We start from the raw sequence: 22877 nt of genomic DNA, 5'->3' as shown, positions 1-22877 counted from the left end.
ATTTAGTATAAACCTAGTTTACTAATATTTTCGTAAAATTTTACTGCTTTTTTTAAGTCTTCTTCCGTATCTACGGAAATAGGAACATTCTCAACTAAACATGTACCTATGGTCATACCGTTTTCAAGGACACGTAATTGTTCTAAACGTTCTGTTTTTTCTAAAAAAGTCGGCTTAAGAGATACAAATTTTTCTAAAGCGTTTTTACGAAAACCATATATGCCTACATGATATAAAAATTCTTCTGCACCGTTTGGAATAAGACTACGCGAAAAATACAATGCTTTCCCCGCCGAGTCAACCGCTACGGTAACATTACTACTAGCTTCTACTGATTCCCTATCTACCTTTACTACCGGTGTAACAATATCGTACTCGCTGTTTTTTAAATATTCTATAATTTTCAAAATAGAGCTAGGTTCAATGAAAGGCATATCTCCCTGTACATTAACTATGTAATTAATGTTTTGATTATTTGGAATTAATTTAAAAGCTTCATAAGTACGATCAGTACCGGTTGGGATAGCACTATCCGTGAATATTACTTTTCCTCCGACTTTTTTAATAATATTTGCTATCTCTTCCGAGTCGGTCGCAACATATGTATGCTCAAGGTTAGCCTGATTTACTTGTTTGAATACCCGCTCGATTAAAGTTATAGAGCCGATAAGCTGCAGCGGTTTTTGTTTAAGTCTAGTTGAACTTAGCCTTGAGGGGATAATGATAGCCACATCCTGATGCTGCATAAACTTCCTATATATTAAATTAAAAAATAATTGTTGACAGATTAGCCTTTTTCGGCGATAAAGTAAAACATAATTTTTGAATATATTCAATATTCGATGAATTTCAAAAATTGGCTACGTCGTCTTATGAAGTCTGCGGTACTCACGTATTAAGTATACGCTGTGTTCCTCGATTTATAGACTTCTTGCTCTTTTTGAAATTGATCTTCATATTGCTAATTACAATATATTTAAGAGCTCGTAGCTCAGTCGGTAGAGCATTTGACTTTTAATCAAAGGGTCCCGGGTTCGAATCCCGGCGAGCTCACCACATCTCTATTTGTGGGTTTGTAGCTCAGCTGGTTAGAGCACACGCCTGATAAGCGTGAGGTCGGAAGTTCAAGTCTTCTCAAACCCACCATTCAATCCACTAAGATCTACATTACATATTTAAAGAAGAATAAGAAATATTAGATTAATCAATAATTTCTTTATATAAATAACATTTTTTTTCAATGAGTCTTTTTAAGGGTAGGAAGAGGCTAGAAGGTAGATTATCAAGAGCAAACCACTGCCATATCTCTCTTATGAGGCTCAAGGTTCTGTAATTCATGCTCATTTAAACAATGAGCTTTAAGGAAAATAGAGACATAATGCTTTTGCTCTTTTTCAAAGACATCATTAGTCACCGCTATAAATTGTGGGTTTTCAATAATGAGATTTGTTTCTTCTAAAACTTCACGGATAGCACATTCTTCAAATGTTTCTCCAAATTCTAAATGTCCACCGGCAGGACCATAACTAGATTCACCGTGAGAACTAATACGTTTACCTAATAAAATTTCATTTCTATTATTAAAGATTAAAATACCGATACCGATACCGATACCGATGCGTGGGTGGTTAGTCATATATTAAGTAGCTCCGAATAAATGAAAAGTCGATATACGAAGTTCTATCTATTGACTTATTAATAGCTTACGTTAATTTCCAAATCAAATAAAAAATATTGCTTATTTAAATACTGTGAGCTATATGAATTCCATTGATGTATTTAGTATGAAGTATTTATAGTATATATACCTCTAGTAAATGAAAAATTGTCAAAGAAGTCAGCAAGTGTTATTAAGTAAGAATGGATTTATAGAAAATTAACATCAGTAGAAAAAGAAGAATTAAAGCTTTACCATAGAAGCGAAAGGGATAAGAGGATTTGTGATAGAATCAAAGCTGTTTTCATGTATGATGATAGCTATAGTATTGATGAGATATCGAAAGTGTTATTACTGAGTGATGGGGAGGGATAAGAAAACATTTAATAGATTATCATAATGCTCAGAAGCTTAAGCCTGGAAATGGCGGTAGTGATAGTAACCTTACTAGACAGGAGGAAGCAGAGTTAATAGTTCATCTAGAAAATAATAATTATGTGTATGCTAGAGATATAGGTTTGTTCATAGAACGTCAATATGGAGTAATCTATACATTAGCTGGGGTAATCAAGCTGTTACACAGACTTGGTTTTAGTTATCAGAAGCCTAAGTTAATTCCTGGAAAAATAGATTTAGCTAAGCAAGAGGAATTTAAGCTGCAATATAGTTTGCTAAAAAATAATTTAGCTAAAGATGAGTCTATTTATTTTATGGATAGTGTTCATCCTCAATACCAAACTCGAGCAAGATTTGGTTGGATTAGAAAGAATGTAGTTAAAACATTACCAAGTTTCAGTGGTTGGAAGCGTAAACATATTATTGGTGCTATTAATCTTAAGGATTTAGAGGTAGTAACAACTGACAATCCTAAGGTTAATGGTGATTATATTATTGAATTTTTAAAGAAATTAGAAGCAAATAATCAAGATAAAAGTAAGATTTATTTGATATGCGATAATGCTGGATATCATAGGTCAAAAAAGGTAAAAGAATATCTACAATACAGTAAAATAGAGTTACTATTTTTGCCAGCATATAGTCCTAATTTGAATCCAATTGAACGACTGTGGAAATTTATGCATTCTGTTGTAAGTAACAATAAATTTTATGCGAATTTTGAGACATTTACTGATTCTATACGAATATTTTTTGAAAATATTGAAAAATATAAAAATAAAATTTCTTCATTGGTAAATGACAATTTTCAAACCATTGTGCCTAATCATTTTAACAACTCTTCATGTTGAAGAAGTATATATTATTATTTAATTTGTAACTAATAGAAAAGCCGACGACTGTTAATAACGGTAGATTTTTTACTATAAAATCAATTAAACTCTCTGAGTTACAGTTTTTATTAAACAACAGATTATCTATCCCTGCCTTTGTAGTATTTGTAGCCGGAATATAAGTACATAATACAACATTGCCTTCAACATCTTTTAAATTATGCTGAGCCACACCAGAATGACAGGAAAATATATGTACAATATTAAGTTGATCTCCTACAGTATTTTTTGCTATTTTTGTCAGAACGTTATGTGTTAGTTGTTCAGAGAGGTTGCAAGTATTATTTTCTTGAAATAACTCTAACCTTAATTGTGATAATAAATTTTTTCAAAATGCTCCATTCCATGAGCATATATAAATATTTCTTGAGGATTATGAGAAGAAGCAAGATATGTTTTTATCTCATCTTCTTTATAAATTTTTGCTAAAGTTTCTTGGTTTGGTAAGTTTGTTATTTTCGGTCCTTGGAGAACTATTTTTTGCATATATTATTACCTTAAATAAATCATTAAAATTTTTAGAAAAAATTAAGCAATTGAAATAAGATAAAAATATATTTATGATAGTATAAGGAGTACTAATTCATTATAACTAAAGAATTATATTCATTGCTTATATTGTGCATTGTACACGAAAATTTTATTTTTGCAAGATAATAGTTAATTATTTATTAGGAAATAATATTAATATATAGGATAATAAGAGTATATTTAGTTATGATTAGGTCTATGCTTAGAACAAATTAGTACATTCCCTTTAACCTCGACAATAAAAAGTCGGTCGCCTGTGTTTGCATCGATTTCATTCGGTACAAGATAAGCATTCATAATAGCACCCGACCATCTTACTTGTCCTATAGTATCAGAAGAAACGGTAGAACTATAAACCTCTACCGTTTTGCCTATCATATCCGAGTAATTTTCTGTTTTATCAGTTTTAGTATAAACATATTTTTTAAGAGGATAATATAATATGCAAAACCAAATAAGCGATAATATACCAAAAAATGTTATTTGATTTGTTAAGCTAACTAGAGGATAGTTATATACCATAAGAGTGTTTGATAATGCTCCAAGCCCAAAGAATAAGAATCCGATACTTGGAACTGCAAAGAATTCAACGACTACACAAATTATGCCGATTATTAACCATATTTCGGTGAGGTAATTATTTATCATGAACATAAGTTTTTAAAAATAATATTACGTCAGCTATGTCTTGTGGTTTTGAGATACCGGCAAAGGACATTTTAGTTCCTGGTGCATAGCTACTTGGTTTATGTAAGAAAGCAAATAAACTATCATCATCCCATACGCCGCCGAGTTTTGATAGAGCAGGAGAATATTTATAGTCTGCTATGCTTGCTTTTGGTCTGCCTGCTACATCCCAAAGATGCGGTCCTAGTTTATTTGGACCGTCTTTATCAAGAGAATGACACATTAAACATTTCTTGGCTATTTCACGACCGTTATCGGCGTTAGCAGTCTTCATTAATTCCGGTATATTTACCGGTGCTTGCTCTAATGCGGTAGTATTTTGATTTTCTGATAATTCTTGAACCGCAACGCTGTAGCCGCGATGCTGTAACTCTAGAGTGGGTTTGTATAATATATTTGCAACAAATCCAACCATCATAGCAGTTAAACTAGCAAATAAGATGGCTGCAACAATTTTATTTAATTCTTTTCCAGACATTTATTTTGTTTTTTATTAGAATTTATACTATAATTTAAGTTGTAAGAGAAGTTAATTAAATAAATAAAAGAAAAATTTATAAAAATATTTGTTCTTTGGAGAGAAAAATAAATGTCTGATTCAAAAAAATCAAGGGTTAGAAAAATATTTAATAAGTTAAAATCTTATTGGACTAGTTTTAGACAAAGTAAAATCGGTAAAATATTATTTAGCAATAGTTTAAGTTATGCAGTGTCCGTAGCTTCTATAGCAATTGCAGTTTCCGGGCTTTTTACTCCTATATCACCGATAATTATAGCTGTAGCTGTTGTTGCAGGAGTTAGCGTAGGAATTCAAGCTATAAATGAGACTTTGAAAGTGCATGGTTTGCGTAAACTTCATAAAGAGAATAATTTATTAGTATATAACAGAAATGCTAAAAGTCAGCAAGATTATATATTATCATTAGAACCGAGTTTAAAAGATATTTTGAAAAATGAATTATATACGCCGCAAACGGCAGGTAAGGATACTACTCAAGATAAGTATGAGTTAAATGTAAATAAATTGAAAAGTACAGGACGAATATTTGGAAATAATTTAGGTGGAGCCGCAAGTTTGGCTGCCTCTATTATTAAAGGTGCTAGCGGTAATGTGCTTGATATATTAAAAGCTACGGGTTACAGTGTAGTTACGACCGCATCATTAATTATTGACGGTCTTACTGAAAAGGAAAAAATAGAAATTAAAGCAATATTTAAATTAAATATAAATGAAGAATATAAAAAACAAGACACTCCTATATATGAAAATTTAGAACAATTAGAGAATTATACTAAGAATCAAGTATTGCAAACATTGGCTTTAAAAAAATTAATAACGGATAAGAATTATTGGAGTATGAATAAAGACCAAAAAATACAAAAATTTCGAGAAATAAGAGGTAATTTTAATTTTGAAATAAAAAGAAACGGTTTAGAAGAATTTTTTAGAGAAAATAAAATAACAATGGATAATAGAAAAGAGAGTTATGTTAAAGATATTAAAAATGTAATGAATCCATTTTATGAAAATCCTAGTAAAGCCGAAGGATATAGTCCGTTAACTAAAGCTATGGATAAAGATAAAGGTAATAATGCTGAAATAAAAAGGATAAAAAGTGAAAATTTAAAAAGGATGCAAAAAAGAAAGCGAAATTTAACAATATGAAATGATTATTATAACTCACTGCTAGTTACAAATTTGTAAGAGGTCGTATCGCTAAATATTCTATGCAATAATTCATTATTAAGAGCGTGGCTGGTTTTATAGCCTTTAATTAAACTTACAACGCTAGTGCCGCTGGTATATAAATCACCGAATAAATCTAATAATTTATGGCGAACAAATTCATCTTCATAACGTAAGCCGTTTGGGTTTAAGATTTTATCCTGCTCATCTATTCCTATAGCATTCTCAAATGAGGCACCTTGGGCAAGTCCTTTGCTTTTCAAATAATCAACATCTCTTATAAATCCAAAAGTTCTAGCATCCGCAATATTTTTAGTAAAAGATTCTTGATCTCTAAAACTTAGATTTTGTCTACCTATAGCTTTACTGCTAAAATCAATGGTTAAATCTACAGTCATGTGATCGGAAGGAGTACAATATAATTCACAATCTTTGTGAACTACTTTTATATCTTTTAAAATTTTTAGATATTTTTTAGGAGCATTTTGTAATTTTTTTCCTGCACATTCAATCATAAACACAAAAGGTTTACTACTGCCGTCCATAATTGGTACTTCAGGACCATCAATTTTAATAATTGCATTATCAATGCTGCATCCCCAAAGTGCTGCCATTAAATGTTCAATTGTTGAAATTTGAACGTTATGATCATTACTTATAGTGGTAGATAACAAGGTATCGGAAACATTGAAATAGCTAGCTTCAATATAATTATTTTCAGAAGATATATCGGTTCTAATGAACATAATTCCGGTATTTTCTTTAGCAGGTTCTATAGTTAACTGGGTACGTTTTCCCGAGTGAACCCCGATCCCGTAACAACTAACCGGTTTTAATAATGTACTTTGCTGCATGCGAGGCTATAAAAAATATATTTAAATATTAATATTTAATGCCGAATTATACAAACTATATTATGTTACAAAATATTACACATATATATACTTCTTTTACCTGAAGAATTGGTAGTATTAGATATTAATTATCCATAAGAACATTGATTATTCGCTCATCTAAATATTCATTTTCCAACTTTTCAAGTTAAAGAAGTATATACCAATTCTTCAGGTAAAAGAAGTATATACAAAATTTTATTAAAAACTATGGAATTATTAACAAAATAATTTTAGCGAAAATTAATAAGATTTTTGTAGGAATAGTTAATCCTATTTCAAAAAAATCTTATAATTTGTAGCAAAAAATAACCAAAATTGAATCTTTTTAGAAATGTTCACAGAGCCTAGATTGCCACGCTCCTTTTAGTCGCAGCCTTGTTGCATGGCTCGCTTATGTCATTCCCGCGTAGGTGGGAATCCAGAAAAAAAGTATAAATATACTTCTTTAACTTGAAAAGTTGGAAAATGAATATTTAGATGAGCGAATAATCAATGTTCTTATGGATAATTAATATCTAATACTACCAATTCTTCAGGTAAAAGAAGTATACAGCAAGTTTTTGAAATTAAAAGCTCGATTTATCTCGCTTTATGCTGGATTCCCGCCTACGCGGGAATGACACCGAGGGCATTTTTTGAGCCGTGCAACAACGCCTTTAGTCGCTCGCAATGACGATATAAACTTTTTCTAGGCAATGCCGTAACTTGCTATTGGCTTTAAATTATTAATAACGTTATATAGTAAAAGGGATAATAAATGGTAGCGAGGGAGGGATTTGAACCCCCGACACACGGATTATGATTCCGTCGCTCTAACCAGCTGAGCTACCCCGCCAGGGGAGAAGTGTTTATATAATTTATTAAGATCGTAGGCGTTGTCGTATAGGCTTGTTTATGTCATTCCCGCCTACGTGGGAAGGCATTGTTGCGTGGACTTGCTTATCCGTCATTGCGAGGAAATTGCATAGCAATTGACAAAGCAAGGAAGAAAAAAAATTCTGTAAATCAGAATTTTTTTATTATTTTTCTAGATTGCCGCGTCGCTTCGCTCCTCGCAATGACGATTTGGCATCCACGCAACAATGCCAATAGCCAATATCTTAACGTTTAGAGAATTGTGTTTTCTTACGTGCTTTACGTTGTCCGTATTTCTTACGCTCTACTACCCTAGAATCACGTGTTAAAAGACCGCCTTTACGCAAAATAGCATGAAAATCCGGAGCAGATTTATCTAAAGCTTTAGAAATTCCATGTAAAATAGCACCTTTTTGTCCTGAAATTCCTCCACCTCTAACAGTACAAATTACATCATACTGATCAATAGTTTTTGTTAAGACAAACGGCTGTAAGATAGTTTTCACATAAGTTTCAGAAGGAAAATACTGGTCTATTGTTTTTTTATTAACAACTATTTTTCCTTTTCCTAATTTAAGCCATACTCGTGCTATAGTATTTTTTCTTTTACCTGTAGCATAAAACTTGCCTGAATTATCTATTTTTTCTTTAGGAGTTTTTAATACCGGTTCTAAAGGCTCTTTAGTTAACTGCTTTTCTACTTTTTCTGTTTTAATTTTTAACTCGGTCATATTCTATTACTTTTTATTTTTTGGATTTTGGCTTGCAAAATCATAAACAGTAGGTTGCTGTGCCATATGAGGATGATCACCATTTGCATAAACATACAAATTACTCATTTGCTTAGCACCTAAAGCATTTCTTGTAATCATTCTTTTTACGGCCATTTTAATAACTCTCTCAGGGTGTTTACCGCTTAAGATTTTACCTGCCGTAGTATCTTTTATCCCACCTGGAAACCCTGTATGTCTGTAATATATTTTTCCGTCTTTGGGATTCGCTTTTTTACCTGTTAATTTCACATGCTCTGCATTTATTATGATTATATTATCACCACAATCTAAATGAGGCGTAAAACTAGGTTTATGCTTACCACGTAGCATATTAGCAACTCTGCTAGCGAGTCGTCCTAGTACAATATTTTTTGCGTCTATGACCCACCATTTCTTTTCAATTTCCGATGGCTTTGCCGAGTAAGTTTTCACAATAGTATCTATTTTAATTAGAATTTAAAATTAAAGAATCAAGAAACATATTTAATAGCATTAATACCCGCTATCTGTCAAGCTAAATATAATTTATTTACTTCCGAATATTATTTTTCTATCGGTAGAAAAATATAAATTATTATTTGCCATTAGCCCATAATAACGAATATTTTTTATAATTTTGACAATATGAGGTATCATGTTTAATCCATGATTATCAACATCAAAACTATATAAAACACCGTTCACGGAAATAACATTTAAACTTCGCTTATTGTTATTATCAACTCCAACAAAAGGTACTAAAAAAGTAGCAGATTTTAGTTTCTTAGGATCTTTTCCATCATTTAAATCAGCTACAAACTTTACTTTCCCTGTTTCAGGATTAAATGCTGCTATTTGTCTAGCATTATTTGTTACAAATAGGCTATTACCGATTAAAGACATTGATTGAATATCCTCGGCATTTACCTGCCAAATCACACTACCGGTTGCTATATTAAGCTTAATAAGCTTACCAAGACCGGTCGCTATATACAGATTCATATTATCATGAACGGGGGTACATAAAATACTTGATTCATCAAAATTCGGTATAGCTGTACGATCATTAAGATTTGCAAACTCAAAATTCCATCTTACTTCACCGTTTTTTATATTTAAGGCAAGTACTTGACCGGAATTATAAGTTACTATTACATTATCATGCTGTACTATCGGCGTCATAAAATAACTAGCAGATAAAACTTCCGCTAGGCTTTCATGTTCCCATACGGTTTTTAAAGTTTCTGCATTTAAAGCAATAGTTTGATTACTGATAGTTTGCACTAAGACAGTATTATCATCTAGCACAATAGGCTTAATTCTAATAATATCCGGAAGTTCTTTTCTAATTATTTCATAACCTGATTTTGCATCTAGTACTACTAACAGCCTTGAACCGTATGTTACGTATAATTTTCCGTTATGGTGTAAAATTCCGCCGCCTATATAATTATCTTTTTTATGTCTACTTAAATTATAAGACCAAATAATCTTATTTTTCTCTATAGAAAATGCAGAAATATTCGATCTAATATCTAATGCATAAATCATATCGCCTATAAAAATCGGCTCAGTAATAGTTTTGCTTCTAGCAAAACTATACTGTTTATTCTTAAGCATATTTGCATTAAATGTATATATATTTGCATTAGAATCTAAATATATAGGCTCATTAGTCTGAATTGCTAATTTAGGAGTCAACTCAACAATATTTTTTACCCTTTTTGGTCCAAGCCCGTTACATGAAATTAAAATAAAAGGTAATAACAGAAGTGCTATTTTTTTTGTCATATTTTTCCTTAAGTACAAATTATTATTTATTTAAATTTACAAGCAATGCTTTAGCCTGATCTTTTATTAGATCAGATACATTATTTGAAATTAATAAATTTTTTAGATTTTTTTCTGCTTGCGGTTTCATATTATTCTCAATATCCCACATAGCTTTTATGATAGTTGCCGTAGCCCAAAAAGGTTTTTTCTCGTCATCAAAATAGCTTAAATATTTTGTCAATTTTTCTTTATCTTGAATATCTAGATTTTGAGCATCAATAACAAGACCACACCATGAAATACGTGCATAAGAAGTAGAAATTTCGGAATATTCTTTATTTTCAATAATTTTATTAAGCAGGTCTTTCGCTTCTGAATATTTTTTTTCCGAAATCTTTATGGCTACTTGTTCTAATGCAGCTATTTCTTTTATTTTGGTATTACTAGTAGTAACTAAATTCTCTAAAGTATTAAAAGCTAATTCTTTATTATCTTTTGTTGCTTCCAAACCAACAGTCTTAACAAGAATATCTCCGTTTTTTTGGTTATTTTTAACTCTTTTATCTTTATTATTATTAATAACAACCATTATAGTAATAGCTATTATAGAAATGATGATTATTATAGGTAAAAGCTTTTTGAAAAAAATTAACCTTTTCTCTTCATTTTGATCACTCAGTACTTCATCCAAAATATCAGTCATATTTTATTATTTTTATTTATTTTTACAGCCGAATCTAATCTTAGCATCTTCTGCCATTTTCTTGGATGCGGCAGTTCTATTAGTTGGAAATTCCTTATCAAGCTTAGCAAGCATATTACAGGCTTCTGTCGTCTTTTTTAGCTCGCCTAAGGAAAGTGCTAACTTCAATAACCCATCGGAAGATTTTGCCCCTTTCGGCGACTCTTTATAGCCTTTTAAATAGTTAACCGCTGCTCCGTTATAGTCTTTTTGTTTAAAAAAGCATTCCCCATACCAGAAATAAGCATTACTAATTAGCGAACTGTTAGGATATTTTTGGATAAAATTTTTAAACTTATCTTTTGCTTCAGGAAGTTTATTATCTTTATAAGCAGCAAGGGCCAAATCGTAAGCTTGCTTATCAGGAGCTATATCCTTATTAACCGCAATAGGTTTTTTAGGAGCATTATCCGGCATATCTTTAAGCAAAGCTATATCAAAGACATCTTGTTTTTTTGAATCACCGGCTTCTAAAACTTCAGTATTTTCTTCTTGATTTGGAATATTTGAGTTCTGCGTTAGCATATCAATTTTATGCTGTAAAACCTCAACTTTACCGATTAACCTTCTGATTTCTTGTTCCTGTTCATCTAGTCTATTTTCAAAATCATTATTTGCTGCATATTTTAAAGGCTTTCCTTTAATAGTTTCGCTTGCTCCAAAAGAAAACATAGCAAATAAAAAAGTAAATAATAAGATAATAAGCTTCATATATTTTTTAAAAATTTATAATTTTTTTATAATACCGAAAAATTTTTAATATTCCACACAATTTTTTATATTTCGGAATTACCTAAAAAGGTGCTTTTGTTTTATACAACACTTAATAAAGACCTTATTGTCATTCTATCTCAAACAATTCTTTTTAGGCAATGCTTATATCTCAATACTACCGTCATATGTAAAAGTTATTGTTATGGTGGTACCTTCATTTATCTTACTTTGCAAATCAAATTTACCGTTCATAAGTTCAACCAACTTTTTAGTGAGCGGCAGCCCAAGACCGGTACCTTCATATTTTCGACTAAGCTCACTATCAATTTGACCAAACGCCGATAAAGTTTTTGGGATATCTTTTTCCTCAATACCGATGCCGGTATCTATAACTTTTATATATACTAATTTTGCTAACTCATCTTTTTCAAGTGCAATAGTAACACTTCCTCCGGAATTTGTAAATTTCACGGCATTTGATAAAAGATTTAAGAATACTTGTTTTAACCTCTTTGGATCAGCCTTTATAACCACATGCTCTTTCGGTAATCTACTAATTAAAGCCACTTCGGCTTGATCGGCACGAGGCTTAACAAGTATCAGCGAAGAACTAATTAATTTATTTAAATCAAGATCTATACTATCTACTTTTAATTTATCAGCAGAAGCTTTAGAAAGATCTAAAATATCATTAATCATACTAAGCAAATGTTTACCGGCATCATTTATATCTTTAATATAATTTTTACTTTTTTCTGCATCTCTTTCCGACATAAGAATTTCCGAAAAGCCTATTATAGCATTAAGTGGTGTACGCAATTCATGACTAATATTAGCAAAAAACTTTGTATTTGAAGAGCTGGTTTTTTCTACTTTTACTATTTGAGCTTTTAAATTTCTATTTGTTTCAAGCTGCTCCTCAATAATTTGTCTCGCATAGTTAGTATTACTAATAATTATAGTGCAGAATATTATAAAAATAATGATAAAAGTTATAAAAACTTTTTGCTCAAGAGAGGTTATATTTTGCCACTGGCTGGTAATATTAGTATTAATCTCAAATACTGCATCTACGGGAAAATCTGAATTATTATCTATAACAGGGATATAGCTAGTAACAAAAGAAGCTTCTTCCACTGTTAAATCACTTTCATTTTCTATTACTACCCTTGGTAATAATATATGACTTGTAATACCTTCAAAAGCATCCCGAAGCGGAGCTTTTGAAGTAAAGGATTTCAAAAAAAATTTATCGATTTTTGCAGTAAATATCTCAACCAAGCTATCATCTTTATAATTGTCTACATTATACATATGTAACATATTACTAGTGATGAATTTATTACCTTTGAGATCGTAGAGAGAAATATTAATATTAAGATTGGTGAACCATTGAGCGGTAATCTTTGCAAAATTAATAAAATCTTGATCTTGTAATAGTTTTAAATAATCGAATTTATGTAATTTACTGATTACGTTCTGATGAGTATTCCAAATATTATCAGTGTAAAGTTCTACAATTTTAGTATGTTTCAAAGCCACTTGTTTTACTATCATTTCTTTTATCATAAAATAATGATAAAACATCATATTTATGACAATATTAAGAAATAATATAATAAATGACAATCTTACTATATACTTATTATGGTTCATTACGAGACCTAGTAGTTATTTTTAGCTCAAGTCATCCTATGGCTTGCCTCTCTACTGTACGAACGTTCAGTATGTCATTCCCCCCCGCGTAGGCGGGAATCCAGTCACCTTTAATGTCATACCGCGAGCTTGTAGCGGTATCTCAGGACTCAGTCTGTAATAATAAGATCCCGTGGTCAAGCCACGGGATGACACATTTCGCTTTTTTCTGGATTGCCGCGTCGCCTACGGCTCCTCGCAATGACGACTCGACCTCCATGCAGCAAAACCTAGAATGACATTATCCTCTCTACTTATCTTCTTGTTTAACTTTCTCTTTCGTTTCCAGCTTCTTATTAATAATCAACCCTGTAATTACATCATAAGCACGAGCAAATTGATAATCTTTTTTGTATAATTCTGATAATTCATTCTCTTCTTGTTTATTATTTTTAGCTTTTGTTTCTTTTTTGCTATCTTTGTTTTTAGATGAATTATCTTTATTTTTTTCATTATCATTCTTTAAGTAATTTTTTAAAGAACTTTCTGAAAAACGCTTATCTATTTTTTTCACCTCAGGATATTCGACTTTTGCCGGCTCAATTAAAATATCAGGCTCTATTCCTTCTGCCTGAATAGAACGACCGCTTGAGGTGTAATATTTAGATATAGTGAGTTTTACGGCAGCCCTAGAATTGATTTGCGTTAAAGCCTGAACTGATCCTTTACCAAAAGACTTAGTGCCAAGTATTATAGCTCTTTTATGATCTTGCAAAGCTCCAGCAACTATTTCCGAGGCAGAGGCAGAATTACCGTTTATTAAAACTATCATAGGTACTTTGGGAGCTTTTAACGAAAACTCATTTGCTTTAGTTTCGCTATTACTTGATGTAGTTCTACCTTTTGTTGTTACAATTACACCGGAATCAATAAAATAATCACTAACGGCAATAGCTTGATCTAGTATACCTCCGGCATTATTACGTAAATCTAGAATTATACCTTTTAGGTCATCTTTACTTTCAGTTTTTAACTTCTTTACTGCTTCCTTCAGCTCAGAAATTGTTGACTCATTAAAAGTAGTTATACGTATATATGCAATATTATTTTTTTCTAAATGTGCTTTTATCGGCTTGATTTTTACTATTTCGCGAGTCAGCTCTAGCTCTTGCGGTTTTGCCTCTTCTTCCTTAATTATCAACAATTTAACCTTAGTACCAGGCGTACCACGCATCTCTTTTATAGCTTTATTAGGTCCAAGCGTAGAGACTAACTCGTCATTCACGCCTACTATATAATCCCCGCCTTTAAGCCCTGCTTTGAAAGCCGGCAAATCATCAATAGGCGATATTATCTTAATCGCTCCACTATCATACATTATTTCAACACCGATTCCGCCGAATTCACCTTTTGTAAAAGTAAAAATATCTTCTAAATCCTCATCGGTATAATAGCTTGAATGAGGATCAAGCGAGTTTAACATACCGTTAATTGCCTCATCTATCATTTTTTGCCTATCGGGTACCTGTACGTAATCCTTTTCAATACGTTCAAATACGTCTTGAAATTGCTTATAAGCTTCCTGATTTGATAGTTTATTTTCAGTTTCTTTTTCTTCTTCTGCAAATGCACAAATAGAATTTATAATAAAAAATAGTGTTATAATTAAACGTAATAACATAATACTCCAAATATGTGTGTGTTTTGTCATCCCGTGGCTTGACCACGGGATCTTGTATCACAGGCTGTGTCCTAAGACCCCGTGGTCAAGCCACGGGGTGACATTAAGGACGCTCGCAATGACGCCTTGTCTTAAATATCCAACTCGTTAATAATCTTATCCATTTTAACTAAAGCCTGTTCATAAATAAATTGAAATCTTTTTTCCGGCTTTTTACCCATTAAATCATCTACTATTTTATCGACATTTTGAAAATCTTCTAAAGTCACCTTTAAAAGCGATCTTTTTTCCGGATGCATAGTAGTTTCCTTTAATTGTGCAGGCATCATTTCGCCGAGACCTTTAAACCTACCTACTTCAATTTTAGCTTTACTAGCTTTCGATAATTTATCCGTTAACCTAGCTTTTTCCTCTTCATCGCCTGCATAATAAGTTTTATTAGACTGCGTTAAACGATAAAGCGGAGGCTTAGCTAGATATAAATGCCCCTCTTCTACCAATTTCGGCATTCGTAAAAAAAAGAAAGTCATTAATAACGAAGCTATATGAGCACCGTCAACATCTGCATCAGTCATAATAATTATTTTTTCATAACGCAAATTTTCTTCTTTATAATTCTTTAAACTACCACAAGCAAGAGCTATTTCTAAATCTTGTATTGCTTGATTATTAACGATTTTCTCAAGCGTAGAACTCGCAACATTTAGAACTTTACCCCATAGCGGTAATACTGCTTGCGTTTCTCTATTACGAGCTTGTTTTGCAGAGCCTCCTGCCGAATCACCTTCTACAATAAATAATTCCGTCCCTTCAGGTGAAGTTCGTGTGCAATCGGCAAGTTTACCGGGTAAACGTAATTTTTGAGTGGCATTTTTACGGGAAATATTTTTTTCGTTTTTCTTACTTATTCTAAATTCAGCAATAGCAATTACATGCTCAAGTAAATTAGTAGCTAAAGCTTTATCGCTACTAAGGAAGTGGTCAAAATGATCTTTTATTATATTCTCAACCGGTTTACTCACACCGTTTGACACTAATTTTTCCTTAGTTTGTCCTTGAAAAGACGGCTCAGCTATAAAAATAGAAAGTACGACACTTGCGGTTTCTAAAATATCCTCAATAGTTAGATTAGCAGCTTTTTTATTTCCTATCATTTCACCGTATGCTTTAAGCCCACGTAAAATAGCCGACTTAAGACCTTGCTCATGCGTTCCTCCTTGAGGAGTCGGAACAGTATTACAATATGATTGAATCAATGCCGAGTTATCATTATTTTGCCAACAAATCGCCCATTCAAGTTTTATCTCGTCCGGCGTAGACTCTATATTACCTGAAAAAATTTCCGGAATAATTAAATTATCTAAAGTTATTTTTGAACTTAAATAATCTTTTAAACCGTTCGGGAAATTTATTAATGCCTTTTTAGGTATATCTGACGGTACTTCTACTTCGCATTCCCATTCTATAGTAACACCGCGATATAAATAAGCTTTTGACCTTGCAAGCTCATAAATCTTTTTAGGGTTAAAATGTAATTTTTCACTAAAAATTTCCGGATCTGGAGCGAAATTTATTGATGTACCTCTTAGCCTTTTAGATGCTTCTTCACATATTAAATCAGTTAATTTTTCTCCTTTAGAATAACTTTGGCTATATAATTTACCTTGTTTATAAACCTTTATTTCTAAATGTTTAGATAAAGCATTTACTACCGATATTCCAACACCATGCAATCCGCCTGCAGTATGGTAAACATTATTTGAGAATTTACCTCCTGAATGAAGAGTAGTTAAAATTACTTCTAAAGCTGATTTGTCAGGAAATTTAGGATGATTATCAATAGGAATACCGCGACCGTTATCAAATATAGTAATACTATGATCTTGATGCATTTTTATCGTGATGATACTTGCAAAGCCGGCTACTGCTTCATCCATAGCATTATCCAGCACCTCAGATACTAAATGATGCATAGCATTTGAATCAGTACCCCCGATATACATCCCCGGTCTTTTACGAACAGGCTCAAGGCCTTCTAATACTTCAATATCTTTTGCACTATAGTTATTATCGACTAGCTTATTTTTCTTTTCTTTGTTAAAGCTGAATAAATCGCTCATATATTAGAGATTTAATTAATTATTTTCTTTCCTAAATTAAACTATTTAACATAGAAAAGCAATTAAGCTTTAAAGAAATTGTTAGTATTATTGTATGGAGCGAATTCCATATGTCACCCCGTGGCTTGACCACGGGGTCCATAAAAACAATTAAAAAAGACTGGATCCCGCTACAAGCTCGCGGAATGACAATTACGCGAGCAATATTGTTAGTTATACCCCTTAGCTTTGATTAACATACAAGCTATGTTAGCGTTTCCTTGAGCTAACGCAATATCTAACGGATATTGGCATTCATCATTTAGAGTAGAGATTTTAATACCTCGTATGACCAAAAATTTTGCTAAATAGTAATTATCGTTATAAATAGCAGCAGTTAGTAATGTTTCACCGCTTCTACTTTTTTCTTGCAATATTGGATAAACGTCAAGTAACGCACGCAACCCAAAAAGATTGTTTCTATCAACTGCTCTAAAAGCATTATCTACTGCCTTACAATAAGATAGATTGGCATAAATATCTTTCTTTTTATTTATATCATTATCATATTTAATAAAACTCTCTACAACTTTTCTTCTTTCAGCACTTGCTATCCATTCTTCTTTCTTTTGGAACAGCTCTATATATGTATACATATCCATCTGCTCTAAATTAGCCTGTTCTGTTAATTTACCAAGAACTATATCATCATCAGGTAAAAGTAACATTTGCGTTTCATCTTTAACAAATTTTGTTGTCGATTCCGAGGTTTCATTATTCACCTTATCATCTTGTTTTTGAATCGTGACATTTGAAGAGCTTACCGGAGGTGATTTCTCTTGATTATTTGTAGTTTGATCATTATTAATTTGCTTCTCTAAGGTCTGAGGTTGATTCGGCTTCACTACAACAACGGGTATAAGCGGCGTATTCCAATCTTGTTTTTTTGGCCCCTCTGAAACAGCAACAAATGTCTCTTGCGAGTTATTTATTTCCGCCGAAGAATCAGTTGTAGGAACTACTTTAGACGGAGTAGTAACGGGTGTATTTGGGCTAGGAGGTAGTATAGTCTGTGTAGAAGGTTGATTTGTAGGCATTACCGGAGGTGCAGATACATTACTAGGTACTGCCGGAGTTTCTGCAGTAGGTACTGTTGTCGGCATAGTACTAGTGGTAGTAGTATCTTGGGTTACCGGCGTGCTAACCACAGGCGGAGAAACAGCGGGCATATTAGGTATAGATTGCGGTACTATCGGTGCTACGCTTTCTTCCTCTTTATTAGCATCAGGAGGGGGGTTAAGCGGAATAGGCTTATGCACAGGCGGCAAATTGGTTGGTTTATATATTTGCACCGGTCGCTGCGGAGGCACTACATAACTTCCTGCTTGAGCCGGAGGCATGGATACTATCGGTCTCGGTACATTAGGAGTTATAATATTAGAAGCTAAATTTGTATCTTTATGCTTATTAGAAGCAACTTCTTCCTCATGTATTTCATTACTTGTAGCACTAGGTAACTTTGCACTACCAATATCTATAAAAGGTTCAGATGTTTCCGATTCATTAGGTTCTTGTTGGGTAACTTGTATATCCGGTGTGTTATCATGAGAAGCTAAATTTGTACTATTTTCATGTTCGGTATTTGTATGAACATCATTATTTGCAGCACTAGGCAATGCTGTATTACCAACATCTATAAAAGGTTTAGATGCCTCGGTTTCATTAGATTCCTGAATGTCATGAGAAGCTAAATTTACACTATTTTCATGTTCATTACTTGCGGTGACACTAGGCAACGCCGTATTACCGGTATCTATAAAAGGTTCAGACGCATCAGCTTCAGTATGCTCTTGTGAAGCTAGCTTTGGTTCTTCTTGATGGGCTGCTTTAGTTTGCTCATTTGGCTGTTTAGGGGGGATATTTTTCTTTTTTGATTTACTAAAAAATTGCTTAAATTTATCAAAAAAAGAAATATCGGAATTAGAGCTAACATCCTTATCTTTAGTATCTATTTCGGCAGCCGGTAATGATGGCGGTAAGGGCGGAGGGGAAGCATAACTTTGAACTGCAACCAATAACAGATTGATAAAAAATAATATCTTACATAATTTATTTAACATATAATTCCTTATTTATCCTGTCACCCCGTGGCTTGACCACGGTATCCAGTAAAATTGACTACTACAAGTTGTTCGCATGGACCCCGTGGTCAAGCCACGGGGTGACAATAATTCACTCTCCTACCTCTTACTATTCTGCACCAATTTCTTTATTTCAATTTCTACTAACTCTTTAACAAGTACAGGTAGATTTTTATCAAGCCAAGCTTTAAGTTCCGGTTTTAACATCTGGACGACTAATTCTTCAAGTGCATTTTTAGATGAGATATTATTATCCAGCTTTTTATCTTTAATAGTATCGGTAAAATTTTTAAAAATATCACCTACCGCTTCAGCAGATTTAGTTGATATTAACTTTTCTTCCTCATCTTGATTTACTATTTCCGTTAGCTCTAATATATCTTCATCTTCACTATCATTTTCATAAATAGGATTTTTACGCTCGTTAATTACTCCTTTAATCGATTTTAATATGTCTTCTACAGACATATCTTGGTTCTTTTTATTTTCCTTACTCACGTTAGAAACCTATAAACATTTTCTTTTTAATAGTCTTAAACTCTTCTTCAGGACTAAAATATTTTACTTTAAGTTTTAAACTTTGAGCCGTTAGCTCGCCGGTTAACAATTTCATTTGATATGCCGCAAGTACTGAATTCTTATACGCATCCACACGAGTTATTTTTGCTTCATACAATTTTTGCTCAGCATCTAAAACATCGAGTATAGTTTTGGAGCCGACTATTTCCTCTTGCACCGTACCGTCATATGATATTTGTGCAGCCTCTACGCCTTGATTAGCTGCAACAATACGAGATTTTGCCGCTTCAAATCCTTCCCACACGCTTACAACACCCGCTTGTGTCTGCTTTATCGCACTATCAAGCTGAACTGCACTATTTCTTGTTTGGTTTTTAGCCGATCTGATTCTTGAATATTGAGCTCCTCCATCTGGATAAATAGGTATATTTACCGAAAGAATAGTAGTATAGCTTTTATTGTTTATATTTTGAACACCTGGATCTTGTGGATTAGTTCTACCTGATTGCAACTTTACGCTCACTTGCGGCAATAATTTTCCTTTCTGCACCATTTCCAAAGCTTTCGCCGAAGTTACATTATGCCTTGCCGAATCAATATCAGGATTTAACTTAGCAGCTTTTTTTGTCAACTCATCCAATGAAGCAGGTAATCTATCAGGTAAATTAGGCATAGTTATATCAGTAGCCTCTATTCCGAATACTCTAACAAAATTTGCTTTTTTTCCTTGAAAATCGGCATAGGCAGCTAGTTTATTCGTTTCTGCCGCTGCAAGCCCTGCTCTTGCAGTTGCTATATCTATCGCCGTTGCTTCCCCTAGTCTTAATTTCTCTTCAACAGTGTTAACTTGTTGTATGTTAGTACGAACCCTACTTTCAGAAATATCATATTTCTCTTTGCTCTCAAAACAATCAAGATAAGCAGTTATTAAATTTAATAATATTTTTTGTTCGCCGGCATAATATTCGCCTCGTGATGCTCTAAACCCTGATTGAGCAGCTTTAAGAGCCGCAACACTAGAACCACCACTAAATAATGATTGCTCAATTGTTAATGCACCTCGATTGCTATCTGTCTCTCTTGGAGTAAGACCAAGCCTATCAGTATATTTTTTATTATATTTAGTCTTACTATTTTGTCTATTAATCTGCAATCCGGCACTAGGCATAAATCCTGAGAAAGCTTGAGGGAACTGCTCAATCGCATTCAAAAACTTAATTCTAGCAGCTTTCAGCTCCTCATTATTCTTATATCCTTCAGTTAAAGCTTCCTGTAAATCAACAGCGGCAGCAGAACCGGTTAGTAATAATGTGATAATAAATGTAGTTAATTTACGCATAAATTTTTTGAATAATTGATAATATGTTAGTTAGATTAGTTTAATCTTTCAAGAATATACCTATATCCCAATAAAACAATATAAATCTATTGTAGCAATGTTAGCACGTAATATAACAAAAATTAATCTCAAGGGCAATGATAACTATTTTACATTTTATTTTACGGTTATAAAGCTTTAAGATTAATTAATATTTGGTAACAAAATAATAAATTTTATGTCTATAATTGATTTTTCTAGTTTTAGTGGATTAAATAAAGAACAACAAGAAGAACTACAAAAGACTTTTAATAAAATTAAACGGTTTTACAAAATCTTTGAAAATGAATGTAAAAGATTTAGAAGATCATTTATTTTATATTTTACAAAATTCTTTAAATGAATTATCTCACACTGAAAATATTGATGTAGAGAAAATAGAAAAACTTTTTAATAGAACAATCCAAGAATCTCTAACTACTTTATCTGAAGCACTTGAGAAAGCATATCAAGAACAGTTAAAAACAAAAGATATCTTTTTATTTGACGGGATTATTGTAGAAAAATGTTTAAACGTTTTAGAACAAGTTTTAAAATTTCAGCAAGAATTAGATAAACTCTATCCAGGGACTTCTAAAAAAATTATAGAATCATTAGAAAATATATTAGTCGGAGTTATATCGACTCAAATACCGATTCTTGGAATATTTATACAAACAAGCGGTATACTTGAAAAAGTAAATAATCTTATTGACTCTGAAAAACTATTGCCAAAAATAACAAAATTGCATAATGATATAAAAGGAATAAGGGAAGAGGCTAAATCTAATGACCAGATTGAAAACCTTTATGAAAAAGCTAAGAAAGTTGCCGCAATTTCAGAAATCTCAAAGGAATCGCCTCGAAAAATTATTGAAATAGCAAATAAAAACCCTAATAACAGAGCTTCACTAGAGAATGTTGCAAAAGCTGCTAAAGCTATACCAAAAAGCAAAGATGAAGTAGAAGAAAAAATAGCAGAACTGAAAAGTAATATTGAAAGTGCAATTCCACAAGATATAAATATTGACAAATTAAACTCTGTAAAGAATACTATTTTCGGATAATCTAAATGAAGCTAAAACAGAATTATTAAACGTATTAAATCCGGAAGCTTCTTTTGGCGAAAAGATAGAATCCTTATGTAAAGCAGCAGAAAAAGCTATGGAAATTGCAAGCGACATAAAAAAATAGTAGGAGTAATACCAGGAAGTAAAGAACTCGGAAATGTTATAAGTCTATCAATAAAAACTAACTTATTACCGCCTCCGGTCTTAGCAGTTACAAAGCTAGCTCCTGATATAGCTAACTTAGTTAATATAGGTAAAGCAGTGGTTACGATGCTTTCTAAAACACAAAACTTAACTCAACAACAAGGAAGAGCAAAATAGTGTCTAATTCTAATACTCATATTTTAATTGCCATAGGTTGCTTAGCATTATTATTAATATTTTTAATGTATAAGAAAATAGCAGCACGTAAAAAAAATATATTACCTACTGAAGGAGGTAATATTGATGATTCGCCAAATGTTGCCCTTAATAGTCAAAAACCGGAAAATAAAAAGCTGACATTACAAGAAAGAATAGAATTATCTTGGAAATTCCTTTACGACATTACGGAAGCTATTTTAAATAAGTTCTCTAAAGAAGATGTTATTCAGGTGAATAAATGCGGTCAAGTTTTATTTGAAAACGGCGTTAGATATGAACATGTAGTCGATCTTGAAATCCCTCAAGTCAAATCTCATACTCAAGCAGTTGAACAAGAACAATCTAAAGGTGAAAAAGCCTTAGGGGTGTAATTTTTTTCTTTAAAGCAGGTTTAAAATCAATACTTATATACTAATATAACTATTTAGG

General features: G+C 32.2%; 23 protein-coding genes, 3 tRNA genes and 1 pseudogene. 7 read left to right on the top strand and 20 right to left on the bottom strand.

Annotation, left to right across the window (positions count from 1 at the left end; genetic code table 11):
• Positions 1-2 precede the first annotated feature (2 nt).
• On the bottom strand, positions 3-746 hold the full coding sequence (locus AC5584_RS06200; RefSeq protein ID WP_499216199.1) for a 3-deoxy-manno-octulosonate cytidylyltransferase: 744 nt from the start codon (positions 744-746) through the stop codon (positions 3-5).
• A gap of 234 nt (positions 747-980) precedes the next feature.
• Here AC5584_RS06200 and AC5584_RS06195 point away from each other — a divergent pair.
• A tRNA-Lys gene (locus AC5584_RS06195) sits at positions 981-1056 on the top strand.
• 13 nt (positions 1057-1069) lie between these two features.
• Positions 1070-1146, top strand: a tRNA-Ile gene (locus AC5584_RS06190).
• 136 nt (positions 1147-1282) lie between these two features.
• Here AC5584_RS06190 and AC5584_RS06185 read toward each other — a convergent pair.
• A complete protein-coding gene (locus tag AC5584_RS06185; protein WP_499216198.1) occupies positions 1283-1636 on the bottom strand; it encodes a nucleotide triphosphate diphosphatase NUDT15 in 354 nt (117 codons plus the stop codon).
• A gap of 392 nt (positions 1637-2028) precedes the next feature.
• Here AC5584_RS06185 and AC5584_RS06180 point away from each other — a divergent pair, with 392 nt between their 5' ends.
• Positions 2029-2904 (top strand): IS630 family transposase, encoded by an 876-nt coding sequence (locus tag AC5584_RS06180; protein WP_499217015.1) that lies wholly within the window; start codon positions 2029-2031, stop codon positions 2902-2904.
• A 348-nt stretch (positions 2905-3252) separates the two neighbouring features.
• Here the strand turns inward: AC5584_RS06180 and AC5584_RS06175 are convergent, their stop codons facing one another.
• The 3 genes from AC5584_RS06175 to AC5584_RS06165 all read right to left on the bottom strand — a co-directional run bounded on the left by AC5584_RS06175 (position 3253) and on the right by AC5584_RS06165 (position 4642).
• Positions 3253-3432, bottom strand: coding sequence for a hypothetical protein (locus AC5584_RS06175; protein WP_499216197.1), 180 nt, complete (start codon positions 3430-3432; stop codon positions 3253-3255).
• A 225-nt stretch (positions 3433-3657) separates the two neighbouring features.
• A complete protein-coding gene (locus AC5584_RS06170; RefSeq protein ID WP_499216196.1) occupies positions 3658-4131 on the bottom strand; it encodes an NfeD family protein in 474 nt (157 codons plus the stop codon).
• Complete coding sequence (locus AC5584_RS06165; RefSeq protein WP_499216195.1) at positions 4115-4642, bottom strand: c-type cytochrome; 528 nt, start codon at positions 4640-4642, stop codon at positions 4115-4117. The genes AC5584_RS06170 and AC5584_RS06165 overlap by 17 nt, the downstream gene beginning before the upstream one ends.
• A gap of 111 nt (positions 4643-4753) precedes the next feature.
• Here AC5584_RS06165 and AC5584_RS06160 point away from each other — a divergent pair, with 111 nt between their 5' ends.
• Entirely contained in the window at positions 4754-5830 is a 1077-nt protein-coding gene (locus tag AC5584_RS06160) for a hypothetical protein (protein WP_499216194.1), read from the top strand.
• Between the two features lie 8 nt (positions 5831-5838).
• On the opposite strand, the gene lpxC is transcribed toward AC5584_RS06160, so the two are convergent.
• The 11 genes from lpxC to parE form a co-directional block, all read right to left on the bottom strand.
• Complete coding sequence (gene lpxC, locus AC5584_RS06155; protein ID WP_499216193.1) at positions 5839-6705, bottom strand: UDP-3-O-acyl-N-acetylglucosamine deacetylase; 867 nt, start codon at positions 6703-6705, stop codon at positions 5839-5841.
• Positions 6706-7505: 800 nt separating this feature from the next.
• Positions 7506-7582, bottom strand: a tRNA-Met gene (locus tag AC5584_RS06150).
• Between the two features lie 265 nt (positions 7583-7847).
• Positions 7848-8333, bottom strand: coding sequence for a 30S ribosomal protein S9 (gene rpsI / locus AC5584_RS06145; RefSeq protein WP_499216192.1), 486 nt, complete (start codon positions 8331-8333; stop codon positions 7848-7850).
• Positions 8334-8339: 6 nt separating this feature from the next.
• Positions 8340-8807: a 50S ribosomal protein L13 gene (gene rplM / locus AC5584_RS06140; RefSeq protein WP_014413045.1), complete on the bottom strand. Its 468-nt coding sequence runs from the start codon at positions 8805-8807 to the stop codon at positions 8340-8342.
• 93 nt (positions 8808-8900) lie between these two features.
• Positions 8901-10145 (bottom strand): outer membrane protein assembly factor BamB, encoded by a 1245-nt coding sequence (locus AC5584_RS06135; RefSeq protein ID WP_499216191.1) that lies wholly within the window; start codon positions 10143-10145, stop codon positions 8901-8903.
• A 22-nt stretch (positions 10146-10167) separates the two neighbouring features.
• A complete protein-coding gene (locus AC5584_RS06130; protein WP_499216190.1) occupies positions 10168-10830 on the bottom strand; it encodes a DUF2659 family protein in 663 nt (220 codons plus the stop codon).
• A gap of 12 nt (positions 10831-10842) precedes the next feature.
• A complete protein-coding gene (ybgF, locus tag AC5584_RS06125) occupies positions 10843-11580 on the bottom strand; it encodes a tol-pal system protein YbgF (protein ID WP_499216189.1) in 738 nt (245 codons plus the stop codon).
• Between the two features lie 165 nt (positions 11581-11745).
• On the bottom strand, positions 11746-13239 hold the full coding sequence (locus AC5584_RS06120; protein ID WP_499216188.1) for a sensor histidine kinase: 1494 nt from the start codon (positions 13237-13239) through the stop codon (positions 11746-11748).
• A gap of 66 nt (positions 13240-13305) precedes the next feature.
• The gene (locus AC5584_RS06115) at positions 13306-13434 is read right to left on the bottom strand and encodes a hypothetical protein (protein ID WP_499216187.1); all 129 of its coding nucleotides are present in this window, start codon (positions 13432-13434) and stop codon (positions 13306-13308) included.
• A gap of 94 nt (positions 13435-13528) precedes the next feature.
• On the bottom strand, positions 13529-14899 hold the full coding sequence (locus tag AC5584_RS06110) for a S41 family peptidase (RefSeq protein WP_499217014.1): 1371 nt from the start codon (positions 14897-14899) through the stop codon (positions 13529-13531).
• Positions 14900-15030: 131 nt separating this feature from the next.
• Positions 15031-17019 (bottom strand): DNA topoisomerase IV subunit B, encoded by a 1989-nt coding sequence (gene parE, locus AC5584_RS06105; RefSeq protein ID WP_499216186.1) that lies wholly within the window; start codon positions 17017-17019, stop codon positions 15031-15033.
• A gap of 110 nt (positions 17020-17129) precedes the next feature.
• Here parE and AC5584_RS06100 point away from each other — a divergent pair, with 110 nt between their 5' ends.
• Positions 17130-17255, top strand: coding sequence for a hypothetical protein (locus AC5584_RS06100; RefSeq protein WP_499162160.1), 126 nt, complete (start codon positions 17130-17132; stop codon positions 17253-17255).
• Here AC5584_RS06100 and AC5584_RS06095 read toward each other — a convergent pair.
• The 4 genes from AC5584_RS06095 to AC5584_RS06080 are packed head-to-tail and all read right to left on the bottom strand — an operon-like array spanning position 17229 to position 20997.
• Complete coding sequence (locus tag AC5584_RS06095; RefSeq protein ID WP_499216185.1) at positions 17229-19118, bottom strand: ankyrin repeat domain-containing protein; 1890 nt, start codon at positions 19116-19118, stop codon at positions 17229-17231. The genes AC5584_RS06100 and AC5584_RS06095 overlap by 27 nt on opposite strands.
• A gap of 12 nt (positions 19119-19130) precedes the next feature.
• On the bottom strand, positions 19131-19226 hold the full coding sequence (locus AC5584_RS06090) for a proline/betaine transporter (protein ID WP_499216184.1): 96 nt from the start codon (positions 19224-19226) through the stop codon (positions 19131-19133).
• A 12-nt stretch (positions 19227-19238) separates the two neighbouring features.
• Positions 19239-19637 (bottom strand): DUF2497 domain-containing protein, encoded by a 399-nt coding sequence (locus AC5584_RS06085; RefSeq protein ID WP_040257160.1) that lies wholly within the window; start codon positions 19635-19637, stop codon positions 19239-19241.
• A gap of 1 nt (position 19638) precedes the next feature.
• The gene (locus tag AC5584_RS06080; RefSeq protein ID WP_499216183.1) at positions 19639-20997 is read right to left on the bottom strand and encodes a TolC family outer membrane protein; all 1359 of its coding nucleotides are present in this window, start codon (positions 20995-20997) and stop codon (positions 19639-19641) included.
• A 217-nt stretch (positions 20998-21214) separates the two neighbouring features.
• On the opposite strand from AC5584_RS06080, the pseudogene AC5584_RS06075 reads away from it, so the two are divergent.
• Together AC5584_RS06075 and AC5584_RS06070 are read left to right on the top strand one after the other, a co-directional pair.
• Positions 21215-22406: pseudogene (locus AC5584_RS06075) on the top strand (hypothetical protein).
• On the top strand, positions 22406-22819 hold the full coding sequence (locus AC5584_RS06070; RefSeq protein WP_499216182.1) for a DUF2660 domain-containing protein: 414 nt from the start codon (positions 22406-22408) through the stop codon (positions 22817-22819). Before AC5584_RS06075 ends, AC5584_RS06070 begins: the two are co-directional and overlap by 1 nt.
• The last annotated feature ends 58 nt before the right edge of the window (positions 22820-22877 follow it).

This window comes from Rickettsia endosymbiont of Villa modesta (genome assembly GCF_964026485.1).
GTDB lineage: Bacteria > Pseudomonadota > Alphaproteobacteria > Rickettsiales > Rickettsiaceae > Rickettsia > Rickettsia asembonensis.
Note: the sequence above shows the minus strand (reverse complement) of the source record. Positions and strands in the feature narration are given on the sequence as shown.

Bases quoted from the DNA above. Each gene is read 5' to 3' on its own strand.
- ybgF (WP_499216189.1), bottom strand. From the start codon at position 11,580: ATGAAGCTTATTATCTTATTATTTACTTTTTTATTTGCTATGTTTTCT.
- AC5584_RS06110 (WP_499217014.1), bottom strand. From the start codon at position 14,899: ATGTTATTACGTTTAATTATAACACTATTTTTTATTATAAATTCTATT.
- AC5584_RS06160 (WP_499216194.1), top strand. From the start codon at position 4,754: ATGTCTGATTCAAAAAAATCAAGGGTTAGAAAAATATTTAATAAGTTA.
- AC5584_RS06135 (WP_499216191.1), bottom strand. From the start codon at position 10,145: ATGACAAAAAAAATAGCACTTCTGTTATTACCTTTTATTTTAATTTCA.
- AC5584_RS06130 (WP_499216190.1), bottom strand. From the start codon at position 10,830: ATGACTGATATTTTGGATGAAGTACTGAGTGATCAAAATGAAGAGAAA.
- AC5584_RS06095 (WP_499216185.1), bottom strand. From the start codon at position 19,118: ATGTTAAATAAATTATGTAAGATATTATTTTTTATCAATCTGTTATTG.
- parE (WP_499216186.1), bottom strand. From the start codon at position 17,019: ATGAGCGATTTATTCAGCTTTAACAAAGAAAAGAAAAATAAGCTAGTC.
- AC5584_RS06165 (WP_499216195.1), bottom strand. From the start codon at position 4,642: ATGTCTGGAAAAGAATTAAATAAAATTGTTGCAGCCATCTTATTTGCT.
- AC5584_RS06185 (WP_499216198.1), bottom strand. From the start codon at position 1,636: ATGACTAACCACCCACGCATCGGTATCGGTATCGGTATCGGTATTTTA.
- AC5584_RS06200 (WP_499216199.1), bottom strand. From the start codon at position 746: ATGCAGCATCAGGATGTGGCTATCATTATCCCCTCAAGGCTAAGTTCA.
- AC5584_RS06120 (WP_499216188.1), bottom strand. From the start codon at position 13,239: ATGAACCATAATAAGTATATAGTAAGATTGTCATTTATTATATTATTT.
- AC5584_RS06080 (WP_499216183.1), bottom strand. From the start codon at position 20,997: ATGCGTAAATTAACTACATTTATTATCACATTATTACTAACCGGTTCT.
- lpxC (WP_499216193.1), bottom strand. From the start codon at position 6,705: ATGCAGCAAAGTACATTATTAAAACCGGTTAGTTGTTACGGGATCGGG.
- AC5584_RS06175 (WP_499216197.1), bottom strand. From the start codon at position 3,432: ATGCAAAAAATAGTTCTCCAAGGACCGAAAATAACAAACTTACCAAAC.
- AC5584_RS06100 (WP_499162160.1), top strand. From the start codon at position 17,130: ATGTCACCCCGTGGCTTGACCACGGGGTCCATAAAAACAATTAAAAAA.
- AC5584_RS06170 (WP_499216196.1), bottom strand. From the start codon at position 4,131: ATGTTCATGATAAATAATTACCTCACCGAAATATGGTTAATAATCGGC.
- rpsI (WP_499216192.1), bottom strand. From the start codon at position 8,333: ATGACCGAGTTAAAAATTAAAACAGAAAAAGTAGAAAAGCAGTTAACT.